Here is a 12111-nt window from a genome sequence, read left to right on the forward strand (position 1 = left end):
CGAGGATGGACTCTTATTTAAAGCACGAACTTTCGGAAAACCGGCATCCACTCTTCCGGATCATGCTCCAGAGATCAGCCGCCGAGCTGACCCTTGGTCGAGGGCACTTCGCCCTGGGCGCGCGGATCGATCGCAATTGCCGTCCGCAGCGCCCTCGCCAGACCCTTGAAACAGGATTCGGCGATATGATGGCTGTTCTCGCCATATAGGGTCTCGACGTGCAGAGTCACGCCGGCGTTCATCGCGAAGGCGTTGAACCACTCGCGCACCAGCTCAGTGTCGAACTCACCGATCTTGTCGCGCGGGAATTCGGCCTTGAACACCAGCACCGGGCGGCCGGAAATGTCGATCACGACGCGCGACAGCGTCTCGTCCATCGGCATGTGGATCGAGGCGTAGCGGGTGATGCCGGCCATGTTGCCGAGCGCCTGCTTCACGGCCTGTCCGAGCGCGATCCCGACGTCTTCGGTGGTGTGGTGGTAATCGACATGGAGATCGCCATCCGCCTTCACCGTGATGTCGATGCGCGAATGCCGGGCCAGGAGGTCGAGCATATGATCGAAGAAGCCGATCCCGGTCGAAACCGTGGATACGCCTGCTCCGTCGAGGTTGACCGTCACCTCGATGTCGGTCTCCTTGGTCTTGCGCTTGATGGTTGCGGTGCGCATGAAAATTGAGCTTTCCCGTGCCGAAAACGCCGGTCTTTTAACAGGCTGATGTCACCTTCGCTACTGCGGGATGACCCCGAAACGCCCTAACTTCGGGCCAGGGTGACCCAAATTCCTTGCCAAATCGCCCGATTGTAACCCCCTGCCCGACCGCCTAAATCTGCCCGGAAGAGAGGTAACCTATGCAAGCATCCCCAAATGAGCTGCCGGTCTGGCATGGCACCACGATCTGTACGGTCCGCAAGGGCGGCAAGGTGGTGATCGGCGGCGACGGGCAGGTCTCGATCGGCCAGACCGTGATCAAGGCCAATGCCAAAAAGGTCCGCCGGATCGGCAAGGGCGACGTGATCGGCGGCTTTGCCGGCGCCACCGCCGACGCCTTCACCCTGTTCGAGCGGCTGGAAAGCAAGCTGGAGCAATATCCGGGGCAGCTGACCCGGGCGGCCGTCGAGCTCGCCAAGGACTGGCGGACCGACCGCTACCTGCGGCGGCTGGAGGCCATGATGATCGTGGCCGACAAGGACGTTTCCCTGGTGCTGACCGGCACCGGCGACGTGCTGGAGCCCGACTCCGGGGTCATGGCGATCGGTTCCGGCGGCAATTACGCTCTCGCCGCGGCCCGCGCGCTGGTCGATACCGACAAGGACGCCGAGACCATCGTCCGCCGCGCGCTGGATATCGCCGCCGATATCTGCGTCTACACCAACCGGAACGTGACGATCGAGACGATCGGCGGCTGAGCATGGCCGGCCCCTATCATTTCCGCCCGATGACGCCGGCCGACCTGCCGCTGGTCAAGCAGTGGCTGGCGTTGCCGCATGTCCGGGAATGGTGGGGCGATCCGGCCGAGCAATATGCGCTGGTCAGCGGCGACCTCGATGAGCCGGCCATGGACCAGTTCATCGTCGCAACCGATGCGTCCGATTTGGGCTACATCCAGTGCTACGATCTTACGGCGTGGAATTCCGGCTTCGGGGCGCAGCCGGAGGGTACGCGCGGGATCGACCTCTTCATCGGCGAGCCCAACATGATGGCAGGTGGCCACGGCTCGGCGCTGATCCGCGCCTTTGTCGACGACCGCCTGGCGCAGGGCGCGCCACGCATCGTCACCGATCCCGATCCGGCCAATGCGCGTGCGATCCGCGCCTGTGAGAAGGCGGGTTTTCAGAAGGTAGGTATGGTCGATACGCCGGACGGGCCGGCGCTGCTGATGGCGCGCGACGCATGACGATCGCGCACAAGCCCATCACCGGCGTTTCAGCGTGGCATTGGCTGGCGATCGCAGCAGCGCTGCTCGTGCTGCAGGCGGCGCTGCTTTATGCGATGGGCCGTTTGCCGATCTGTGCCTGCGGCTATGTCAAGCTCTGGCATGGCACGGTTCAGAGCTCGGAAAACTCGCAGCACATCGCCGATTGGTACACGCTGTCGCATGTGCTGCATGGCCTGCTGTTCTACGGTCTGACCTTCCTCGCGCTACCGCGCCTCGCCTGGCCCGGGCGGCTGATTGTCGCGATGCTGATCGAAGGCAGCTGGGAGCTCGTCGAAAACTCCAACTGGATCATCGAGCGCTATCGCGCAGGCACGATCTCGCTCGATTATTACGGCGACACCATCGTCAATTCGGTGTCGGACACGCTTGCGATGGTTATCGGCTTCCTGCTGGCGCGCAAGCTGCCGATCGCCGCGACCGTCACGCTCGGCGTTTTGTTCGAGACCGTGTTGCTGCTTCACATTCGCGACAATCTGACACTGAACATCATCATGCTGATCCACCCGTTCGAGGCGATCCGGCAGTGGCAGGTCGGGCCGCCGATCCTTTAGGGATCACGCCCTGGAGGACTGCCGCTTGCCGAGACCGCGATTCCAACCTAGCTAGAGCCAATGACTCACTTCTCTCCCCGTGAAATCGTTTCTGAACTCGACCGCTTCATCGTCGGCCAGGCCGACGCCAAGCGCGCCGTCTCGATCGCGCTGCGCAACCGCTGGCGGCGGCTGCAGCTCGCCGGTTCCCTGCGCGAGGAGGTTCTGCCCAAGAACATCCTGATGATCGGGCCGACCGGCGTCGGCAAGACCGAGATCGCGCGGCGGCTGGCCAAGCTCGCCGGCGCGCCATTCCTCAAGGTCGAGGCCACCAAGTTCACCGAGGTCGGCTATGTCGGCCGCGACGTCGAGCAGATCGTCCGCGACCTCGTCGAGGTCGCGATCGCGCAGACCCGCGAGCGCAAGCGCAAGGACGTTCAGGCCCGCGCCCAGCTTGCCGCCGAGGAACGCGTGCTGGACGCGCTGGTCGGCTCGGGATCGAGCCCGGCGACGCGCGAGTCGTTCCGCAAGAAGCTGCGCGCCGGCGAGCTCAACGACAAGGAAATCGAGATCGAGACGCAGTCGGGCGGCAGCGGCATGCCGATGTTCGAAATCCCCGGCATGCCCGGCGCCCAGATGGGCGCGATCTCGCTCGGCGACATCTTCGGCAAGATGGGTGGACGCAGCAAGACCCGCCGCCTGACGGTGGAGGGCTCGCACGAAATCCTCGTCAACGAGGAATCCGACAAGCTGCTCGACACCGATCAGCTGGTGCAGGAGGCGATCAACGCGGTCGAGAACAACGGCATCGTGTTCCTCGACGAGATCGACAAGATCTGCGTGCGCGAGAACCGCGCCGGCGGCGACGTCTCCCGCGAGGGCGTGCAGCGCGACCTGCTGCCACTGATCGAGGGCACCACGGTCTCGACCAAGCACGGCGCCGTCAAGACCGACCACATTCTGTTCATCGCCTCGGGTGCGTTCCATATCGCCAAGCCGTCAGACCTTTTGCCGGAATTGCAGGGCCGCCTGCCGATCCGCGTCGAGCTGCAGGCGCTGACCCGCGACGACATGCGCCGGATCCTGACCGAGCCGGAGGCGTCGCTGATCAAGCAGTATGTTGCGCTGATGAAGACCGAGGGCGTCACGCTCGACATCACCGACAACGCCATCGACGCGCTGGCCGATGTCGCCGTGGCGGTGAATTCCACGGTCGAGAACATCGGCGCAAGGCGGCTGCAGACCGTGATGGAGCGGGTGCTGGACGAGATCTCCTTCACCGCGCCCGATCGCCACGGCGAGACCATCCAGGTCGACGCCGACTACGTCACCAAGCATGTCGGCGACCTCGCCAAGAACGCCGATCTGAGCCGGTTTATTTTGTAGGCGGCCACCGTAGTCGTCCCGGCGAAAGCCGGGACCCAAAACCCCGACAGTCCGCGGTGACAAAGACTCGGGCCGACATTCCTTCTAGAACTACCTTCGGTGGTTATGGGTCCCGGGTCGCGCTTCGCTTGCCCGGGACGACGAGAGTGGGCGATCGATGAATCTGCGGGTGTGGCAAAACCCCTGGCGCTTGATGCTGGCCGTCAATGCGGCCGTGCTGGTCGCCGTGTTCCTGCACAAGATCGCGCTGCCGCCCTTCGTTCCCTACATCCATCTGCTGGTCGACTATCATTACGGCTTCACCAAGCGCGCGCTGGTCGGGGCGATCGTGTCGCTGTTCACCGACAAGGTGCCCGTATGGCTGGTGTTCGCGCTGGCCGGCGCGATCTGGCTGGTGACGCTCGGACTGTTCATCAAACTGTTCCGCCGCACATTCGGTTTCAACGACGCGCATTGGCCGTTGTTCGTCTTCATCGCGGGCTCGCCGTTCTTCCTGAAGAACTTCATGCACACGCTCGGCCATTTCGACATCTATGGCTGTGCGCTGACGATCGTGCTGCTACTGATCTCGGCGCGCTCAGCGGTGTATGTGCTGATTGCCGCGCTGTTCTCGATCCTGCTGATCCTGGTCCATCACATCTTCGTCTTGATGTATGTGCCGACCATCGCGGCGGTCGTGGTGCTGCGCTTTTATCTGGTGCAGGGCGTGACGCCGCGGAACGCCGTCTCCGGCCTCGCGGCGCTCGCCGCGGTCGGCATTCTGTTCCTGGTCGCGCAATTCGCTGGCACGGTCGACGTGCCCTATGACGAATTCATGCGTCATCTGCAGAGCCGGATGGCCGATCCATCGCGCACCGACCTGCTTCAGTTCGGCTACATCTGGTACCAGCCGCTGTCGAAGGAGTTCGCCGACACCTGGGCGCGCATGCCCTCGAACATCCTGGGCGTTCCGGTGTTTGCGCTGCTGATCTGGCTGCACACGCCGCTATGGCGCTATTTCGCGCGGCTGATTGGTGCGCTTGCGAGCGACCTGCATCGCCGGATCGTGCTCGGCGCACTCGTCATGATCAGCGCCGGCTATTTCGTGATGTTCGTGACCGTGTTCGACTATTCACGCTGGATCTCGAACTGGGCGGTCTGCATGTTCCTGATGCTGCATGCCACCAGGATGCTGCCGGCGTCGAAGGACGTGCCGGCGATCCCGGCGGATGACCGCAAGACGACGATATCAGGCTGGATCGTGACGCTGATCCCGCGCGTCGGGATCGTCCGCCCGTTTTAGCTTTAGGCTCGCGCGCGCCGGACACGCACGTAAAGCGCGCCCTCGCCGCCATGGCCGATATGCGCTTCCTCGAAGCCGACCACCAGCGAGCGGAATTCCGGCAGGCTGAGCCATTCCGGCACCTGGCGGCGCAGCACGCCGCGTTCGGAATCGAGCCCGCCGACCTTGCCCTTGCCGGTGATGACGAGCACGAAAGTGAGCCCGTCGCTGTGCGCGCGCTGCAGGAAGGTGAACAGCACGCGATGCGCGCGCAGCTGGGTCATGCCGTGCAGATCGAGCCGCGCATCGATCTCCTGCCGGCCGCGCGAGAGCTTTGCACGTTCGCGGCGGCCGATCGGCGCCAGCGGCGGCACGTGCGGGCGTTGCGCCGGCGCAGCCTTGACCGCTGTGACCGGCTTGACCGGGATGGATTTGGCCGCGCCGTGTTGGACGGCCGGATCAGGGGCGGCGGCGTGGGCCTTCGCGGCGACCGGCCGCTTGCGCAGTGGCTTGACCTGCTTTGCCACGCTCTCCCAGAGCGCACGCTCCTCTTCGCTCAGCGCGCGCTTGCGCCGCGACGGAGCTGACAGATCGGAGATCGGCGCGGGTCGTTTCATTGATCGCGGTGATGGCGATAGCGCCGGAAGCGCCGCTTCTCCGGTTGCGGAATATCTGGCCGGGCAACCGGCAACGGCACCGGTTCTGCCACAGGCGCGGCCTGCGCGACAGGGGTTGTTGCAGCGGGCGCTGCCGGTGCGGCATCCTTCGCGGCCGGGTTCTTGGCGGCGCTGGTGCCTGAGTCTTTCGCCGCGCTTTTGGCGATGCCGGCGGTCGGCATATCCGCGGCCTTCGCCGCCGGCTTGTCCTTCGGCGGCTCGGTTTGTGGAAACAGCTTTGCGATCTTGGCCGAGGGCCGCTCATCCGGAACAGGCAGCTTGTGGCCGCGCGCGACGGGATCGAGGCCCTTCGGCACCAGCATGACGAACTGCATGTTGTGCCGCAGCCGGCCCGAGACTTTTCCGGCATCCGCGCCGGCGCCGAAATAGAGATCGGCGCGCGCCGGACCGACGATCGCAGAGCCTGTGTCCTGCGCGATCATCAGCCGGTGGAACGGCGTCTTCGACTGCTCGGATTCGATCGGCAGCTCGCCGGCGATGAAGAACGGCGTGCCGTAGACATGCAGCGCCTTGTCGACCGCGATCGAGCGGCCCGGCGTCAGCGGCACGCCCTGCGCGCCGACGGCCTCGTCCTTGTCGGACAGCGGGACCTCGCGGAAGAAGACGTAGGAGCGGTTCTGCCGGCGCAGATCGTTGGCGCCATCAGGGTTCTGCTCCATCCACTCCCTGATCTTCTGCATCGACATCTGATCCTTCGGGATGATGCCGCGGTCGATCAGGACGCGTCCGACCGGCGTATAGGGATAACCATTATGCGCATCGTAATTGATGCGCAGCGTGGTGCCGTCCTCGAGCTTGATCCGCGCCGAGCCCTGGATCTGAGCGAACAGGAGATCGGTCTGGCTCTTCAGCCAGCAGATCTCGAGCCCGCGGCCGGCGATCGCGCCGTCCTCGATCTGGCCGCGGTCGTAATAGGGCACGAGCTTGCGCCGGCCGATCTTGCGATACACCGCGCCGCCATTGGGCAGGCCGACCGAATTCTGCGTCTTGCCGCGCACGAACAGGTTGGACGGGCGGCGATAGACCGGCACGTTGTAGACGTCGGTCTGGGTCCGCGATCCATCGAGTACCGGCTCGTAGTAACCGGTGACGAAGCCGGCGTCCTCGCCGAGCCGCGAGATGCGCAGCGGCACAAAATTCTGCTCGAAGAAGTCCTTCGCCTTGACGCCGTCGCTCAGCGCGAGTCCCTTGGCGATCCGGCAGGGATCGCGCAGCGAGCTCCCGAGCGCTTTCGAATCCGCGGGCGCACCCTGCTGGGCCGCGATCGGCTTGCAGCTGGTGCGAAACGCCCTGTAGGCCGCGAGATGATCGTCGGCGCTCCAGCCCGCGACGTTGGACCAGGCGAGCGGCTCATACTGGCTGCCGCTGACCTGCAGCGGCATTTCCAGATTGGGATAGGGAATCGGGTGGCTACGCTCGTGTCGCGGCGGAGGGTGCCGGCTCGATCTGTAGCGCGCCGCGATCGCTGCGGTGGAGCACAGCACCGCGAGCGCGCAGCACGCGACCGCGAGCCGCCCGTAGCTGAGATGCTTAGTGAGCGCTTCCAGTGCCAACCAGCTTCCAATTCGGATCGCGGGAAGTCGAGTCGCGGGCGAATGTCCAGATATCGGTGATGTCGGCGACCTTGTCCGGGCTGCCGTCGACGATGGTGCCGGCCTTGTCGCGCGTGACCGAGATCATCTGTGACACGAAGCGGACGGTGAGCTGGGTCGAGCGGTCGCGCGTCTCCGCGCTGACGATCTCGGCCTTGTCGATCGAGACGAACCGCGTCTCGGTCTTCTGCTCGTGCTTCTCGCGATCCTTGATTGCGGCCTCGAAGCTTTCATAGACCTCGGTCGACAGCAGGTCGCGCAGCGCGCGGCGATCGCCATTGGCGAAGGCCAGCACGATCATTTCATAGGCCGAGCGGGCACCTGAGAGGAAATGCCGCGGATCGAACGAGGAATCCTGGACTGATACCGCGTCGAGACCCTGCGCCAGCGCCGTGCCGGGCTCGGCGATGCCCTTCCAGCGTTCCGTGGGCTCGACCGGCTCAGTAGGCGCGGCCGAGGCCGGCTGGTCGATCACCGATCCCGGGATCGGAACGACGTTGTTGTCCTGACCGCGCTGCACGACGTTGGGCGCGGCGCGATCATAAGGCGGCCGCTCGCTTCCCGTGCGCTGTCCGAGAACGCTGCGCAGGCGCAGGAAGATAAACACGGCCAGCGCCAGGAAGATGATGGTGTAAATATCCACGTCGAATTCGCTTTCTGGTCTCTGCCGGCAACGGGCCGGCCGTCAAAGCGTTCCCGGTCGGGAACAGCAGAGATTACATCACCGATAGAGTCCGCAGATGTAGGCACGAAACTATGCCCGGCCAATGGCGCTTTTTGGCACGGGCAAGTGTAGCGCGTTTTGACCCCCGGGGGAAACCGTTCCTTTCAGGAAATCGCGTATCTTCAATAATTTAGGAAGCTGTTAAGAGATTGGACAGGCTCACGCGCGCCGCCCTTTGCCGGGAGAACTTGCCGCCGGCCCGCCGGAACGCGCCCGTTCGTCGTCCTTGTGGACCGAGCCGGGCCTATGATAGCCACTCGCCCGGCATCGGCATTCTCAACACCTTAACGCGTGCCGTCGGACACTCTGTCCATCGAGCGCTGCTCCAGGAGACATTTTCATGACCAATGGCAACGGCGCCCCCGTCGAACAACCCGCTCCCCAGCTCAACGTGTTGGCTCAGTACACCAAGGACCTGTCGTTCGAGAACCCGAATGCGCCGGCCTCGCTCGGCCAGCAGCAACAGCAGCCGGCGATCAACATTCAGATCAACGTCTCCGCCAACAACCTGTCGGAGAACGAGTACGAGGTGATCCTCTCGATCGAGGGCAAGGCCGAGACCGCAGGCAAGGTGATGTTCAGCTTCGACCTCGCTTATGCCGGCGTCTTCCGGATCGTGAATGTGCCGAAGGAGAACCTGCACCCGCTGGTCATGATCGAGTGCCCCCGGCTGCTGTTCCCGTTCGCACGCGAGATCGTCGCGACCTCGGTCCGCGACGGCGGCTTCCCGCCTTTGTTGCTCGACCCCGTCGATTTCCTCGGTCTCTACCGCCAGAACATGGAGCGGCAGGCGGCCGCCCAGGCTGCTCCCGGCGTCAAGCCGAGCTGAGTTCTAGACCCGGGAAAGTGTAACACGCGGGGAAGTGTAATCCGTCATCCTGAGGAGCCCGCACTTGCGGGCGTCTCGAAGGATCGACGGCCACCAGCCGGGCCGTGCATCCTTCGAGGCTCGCAAGAGCTCGCACCTCAGGATGACGGAACTACGCCCCGACCTATTTTGATCAAGCCGCCGGTGCTGCAGCAGGCGCTGGCGGCGGCAGGTAATCGTTCCAGATCGGCTTGTCGCCGAGCGTGGCAATGAAGGCCCGGTGGGCCTCCCGATCGGCGTCACTGACCCGCGCGAGCAGCGGGGTCTCGCGTTGCCGCCGCGGCGTATCACCACTATGGCCGCCCGCGCGCGCATCCGACGTTTCCGACGCCAGGATCAGCTGCGACTGCCGCGCTCCGATCAGGTCGATATAGACCTCGGCCAGCAGTTCGGCGTCGAGCAAGGCGCCGTGCTTGGTGCGGCGGGAATTGTCGATCTGATAACGCGAGCAGAGATCGTCGAGCCGGTTCGACACGCCGGGATGCTTGCGCCGTGCCAGCAGCAGCGTATCGACCAGCTGGTCCTTCGGGATCGCCTTCCGCTTGATGCGGTCAAGCTCGGCGTTGATGAAGCTGATGTCGAACGACGCGTTGTGGATCACCAGCGGTGTATCGCCGATGAAGGCCAGGAACTCGTCGACCACCTCGTTGAACAGCGGCTTGGTGGCCAGGAACTCGGTCGACAGCCCGTGCACGGCGAACGCTTCCGCCGGCATGTCGCGCTCGGGATTGATGTAGACGTGGTAGGTCTGTCCGGTCGGCATGCGGTTGTAAATCTCGACGCAGCCGATTTCCACCAGCCGGTCGCCGCGCAGCGGATCGAGGCCAGTGGTTTCGGTATCGAGAACGATTTCGCGCATGACGTGAAGGAATCCGAAAAGGCGGGCGAATCAGGCACGCCGCTTCGGCATCTTAACAACCTCGGCCAGAATGTCGCGGATGCGCGCCCGCACCGGATCAAGTCCGTGCGAGGTATCCACTATGAAATCCGCGCGCTTGCGCTTCTCGGCGTCCGGCATCTGCTTGGCGATGATGGCGTCGAGCTTGGCCGCATCCATCGTGCCGCGGGCCAGCACCCGCTCGCGCTGCAGTTCCGGCGAGGTGGTGACGACAACGACGGCATCGACACGCTTCTCGCCGCCGGTCTCGAACAATAGCGGCACGTCGACAACGACGACCGGGTGACCTGCGGCTTCTGCATCGGCGAAGAATTTCTGGCGCGATGCGCCGAGCATCGGATGCACGATCTGCTCGAGCTGCTTCATCACAGCAGGATCGTGCACCACGCGCGCCGACAGTTTCGCGCGATCGACCTTGCCGCCGGCAGTGGTGCCGGGAAAGGCGGCCTCGATCGCCGGCGCGGCTTCGCCTTCGTAGAGCTGATGCACGGCCGCATCGGCGTCGTACACCGGCACGCCGGCCTCCATGAACAGTTTGGCCGTGGTGGATTTCCCCATCCCGATCGAGCCGGTCAATCCAAGAATCAGCATCGCATCAACATCGGTTCAGCATCTCTCCCGTCACCACGCCTCCGCGCCTCACACCGCGAGCAGCTTCTCGCCGCGCAGGAACGCCAGCAACGACAATAGCGGCAGGCCGAGGATGGTGAAATGGTCACCTTCGATCCGCTCAAACAGATGCACGCCGAGGCCCTCGAGCTGGTAGGCACCGACGCTGGTCGTCACCGCCTCCCCGGCATGGTCGAGATAGCTCTCGATCTCGCCGGCAACGAGCCGCCGCATCGTCATGCGGGCCACGCTCACATCGCCGAACAGGACCTTTCCATCGCGTGCGACTGAGACGGCGGAATGCAGCTCATGGGTCCGTCCGGCGAGCAGGCCGAGTTGCTCGGCAGCCTGCGTGCGGCCGGCGGGCTTGCTGAACATCCGTTGCCCCAGCGCCAGCGTCTGGTCGGCGCCGACGACATATTGACCGGGCCTCTGCCTGGAGACGAACAACGCCTTCTCGCGCGCCAGGAGCAACGCGATCTCGCCCGGCGCCGCAAGGCCGGAATTCTTCTGCACCGCGCGTTCGTCGATGTCGGCCGGCAGCGCCTCGAAATCGAGGCCGGCGTTTTCAAGCAGCATCTTTCGCGCGCGGCTCTGCGACGCGAGGATCAGCTTCTGTGGGCCGCGCCAGATGCTCATGACGTGAGAATCATTCCGACGGCCGCGCGCGCTGGCGGTCGTTGAAGAGCTTCATCACCGCGGCCGCCGTCTCCTCGATCGAACGCCGCGTGACGTCGAGCAGCGCCCAGTTGAATTTCGCGCTGAGGCGCCGGGCAAAGGCGACCTCGTCGGCTACCGACTGCTTGTCGATGTAGGTATCGTTGTCGCGGTCGCCCATGGTGAGCAGGCGGTTCTGCCGGACCTGGATCAGGCGTTCGGGCGTCGCATGCAGGCTGACCACCAGCGGCTTCTTCAAGGTCTCGAGCTGATGCGGCAGCGGGATGCCCGGCACCAGCGGCACATTCGCCGTTCTGATGCCGCGGTTGGCGAGATAGATCGACGTCGGTGTCTTCGAGGTGCGGGATACCCCGACCAGCACGACATCGGCCTCCTCGAGGCCTTCGACATGCTGACCATCGTCATGCATCATCGTGTAGTTCAGCGCATCGATGCGGCGGAAATATTCCGCGTTCAGCACGTGCTGCGCACCGACGCGCCCGGTCGTCGCGGCACCCAGATACGCCTCGAACAGCTGCATCACAGGCCCGATGATCGACAGGCTCGGAACGTTGATCTCCTTGCACTTGCCCTCGAGCCGGCCGACCAGATCCTTCTCCAGCAGCGTGAACAGGACGATGCCGGGCGATTCCTCGATCTCGTCGAGCACGCGATCGAGCTGCTTCTGGCTGCGCACCAGGGGATAGACATGCTCGACCGCGGTCACATTGGCGTATTGCGCGGCGACCGCGCGCGCCACGGTAATCAGCGTCTCGCCGGTCGAGTCCGACACCAGATGCAGGTGGAAATAATTGGAAGTCGTCGGCACCAGAGCCCCTGTCTAACCTGTGAATCCCTGTGGAGGTCGAGGAGAAGAATCCGGGTTCGCCGCCCGGGCTCTGTATATCCCGTGCCTTTCTTCACAGCACCCCGCAATAGGATAAGTCGACGTCACAGGCAGGATGATAGTG

At 64.4% G+C, this 12111-nt stretch carries 14 protein-coding genes; 6 read left to right on the plus strand and 8 right to left on the minus strand.

The genetic code is table 11. The features are described from left to right. Positions 1-74: 74 nt before the first annotated feature. Positions 75-668: an imidazoleglycerol-phosphate dehydratase HisB gene (hisB, locus tag XI02_RS00995; protein WP_016841476.1), complete on the minus strand. Its 594-nt coding sequence runs from the start codon at positions 666-668 to the stop codon at positions 75-77. A gap of 182 nt (positions 669-850) precedes the next feature. On the opposite strand from hisB, the gene hslV reads away from it, so the two are divergent. From hslV to XI02_RS01020, 5 genes are all read left to right on the plus strand, one after another. Next, positions 851-1408, plus strand: a complete 558-nt coding sequence (gene hslV, locus XI02_RS01000; protein ID WP_016841475.1) for an ATP-dependent protease subunit HslV — start codon at positions 851-853, stop codon at positions 1406-1408. A gap of 2 nt (positions 1409-1410) precedes the next feature. Then, positions 1411-1896, plus strand: a complete 486-nt coding sequence (locus XI02_RS01005; RefSeq protein WP_172646204.1) for a GNAT family N-acetyltransferase — start codon at positions 1411-1413, stop codon at positions 1894-1896. After that, positions 1893-2489, plus strand: a complete 597-nt coding sequence (locus tag XI02_RS01010; protein ID WP_172646203.1) for a DUF2585 domain-containing protein — start codon at positions 1893-1895, stop codon at positions 2487-2489. Before XI02_RS01005 ends, XI02_RS01010 begins: the two co-directional genes overlap by 4 nt. Before the next feature lie 60 nt (positions 2490-2549). Further along, positions 2550-3854 carry an ATP-dependent protease ATPase subunit HslU gene (hslU, locus tag XI02_RS01015; protein WP_172646202.1) on the plus strand — a complete coding sequence of 435 codons (1305 nt, stop codon included), beginning with the start codon at positions 2550-2552 and terminating at the stop codon, positions 3852-3854. Positions 3855-4011: 157 nt separating this feature from the next. Beyond that, the gene (locus tag XI02_RS01020) at positions 4012-5136 is read left to right on the plus strand and encodes a hypothetical protein (RefSeq protein WP_172646201.1); all 1125 of its coding nucleotides are present in this window, start codon (positions 4012-4014) and stop codon (positions 5134-5136) included. 2 nt (positions 5137-5138) lie between these two features. On the opposite strand, the gene XI02_RS01025 is transcribed toward XI02_RS01020, so the two are convergent. From XI02_RS01025 to XI02_RS01035, 3 genes are all read right to left on the minus strand, one after another. Then, entirely contained in the window at positions 5139-5732 is a 594-nt protein-coding gene (locus XI02_RS01025; RefSeq protein WP_172646200.1) for a Smr/MutS family protein, read from the minus strand. After that, the gene (locus XI02_RS01030; RefSeq protein WP_172648982.1) at positions 5729-7174 is read right to left on the minus strand and encodes a murein transglycosylase A; all 1446 of its coding nucleotides are present in this window, start codon (positions 7172-7174) and stop codon (positions 5729-5731) included. The genes XI02_RS01025 and XI02_RS01030 overlap by 4 nt, the downstream gene beginning before the upstream one ends. Positions 7175-7322: 148 nt before the next feature. Next, positions 7323-8027 carry a Tim44/TimA family putative adaptor protein gene (locus tag XI02_RS01035; protein ID WP_172646199.1) on the minus strand — a complete coding sequence of 235 codons (705 nt, stop codon included), beginning with the start codon at positions 8025-8027 and terminating at the stop codon, positions 7323-7325. Between the two features lie 421 nt (positions 8028-8448). On the opposite strand from XI02_RS01035, the gene secB reads away from it, so the two are divergent. Next, on the plus strand, positions 8449-8937 hold the full coding sequence (secB, locus tag XI02_RS01040; protein WP_016841467.1) for a protein-export chaperone SecB: 489 nt from the start codon (positions 8449-8451) through the stop codon (positions 8935-8937). A gap of 172 nt (positions 8938-9109) precedes the next feature. On the opposite strand, the gene dnaQ is transcribed toward secB, so the two are convergent. From dnaQ to XI02_RS01060, 4 genes are read right to left on the minus strand one after another with little or no spacing between them, the layout of a single operon-like run. Continuing rightward, a complete protein-coding gene (gene dnaQ / locus XI02_RS01045; protein WP_172646198.1) occupies positions 9110-9835 on the minus strand; it encodes a DNA polymerase III subunit epsilon in 726 nt (241 codons plus the stop codon). Between the two features lie 30 nt (positions 9836-9865). Beyond that, complete coding sequence (coaE, locus tag XI02_RS01050) at positions 9866-10465, minus strand: dephospho-CoA kinase (RefSeq protein WP_172646197.1); 600 nt, start codon at positions 10463-10465, stop codon at positions 9866-9868. Between the two features lie 48 nt (positions 10466-10513). After that, positions 10514-11122 carry a Maf family protein gene (locus XI02_RS01055; protein ID WP_172646196.1) on the minus strand — a complete coding sequence of 203 codons (609 nt, stop codon included), beginning with the start codon at positions 11120-11122 and terminating at the stop codon, positions 10514-10516. Positions 11123-11132: 10 nt separating this feature from the next. Next, positions 11133-11969 carry a pyruvate, water dikinase regulatory protein gene (locus XI02_RS01060; RefSeq protein WP_016841463.1) on the minus strand — a complete coding sequence of 279 codons (837 nt, stop codon included), beginning with the start codon at positions 11967-11969 and terminating at the stop codon, positions 11133-11135. Positions 11970-12111 lie beyond the last annotated feature (142 nt).

The sequence above is a fragment of the Bradyrhizobium sp. CCBAU 21365 genome (assembly GCF_015291305.1).
Lineage (GTDB): Bacteria > Pseudomonadota > Alphaproteobacteria > Rhizobiales > Xanthobacteraceae > Bradyrhizobium > Bradyrhizobium elkanii.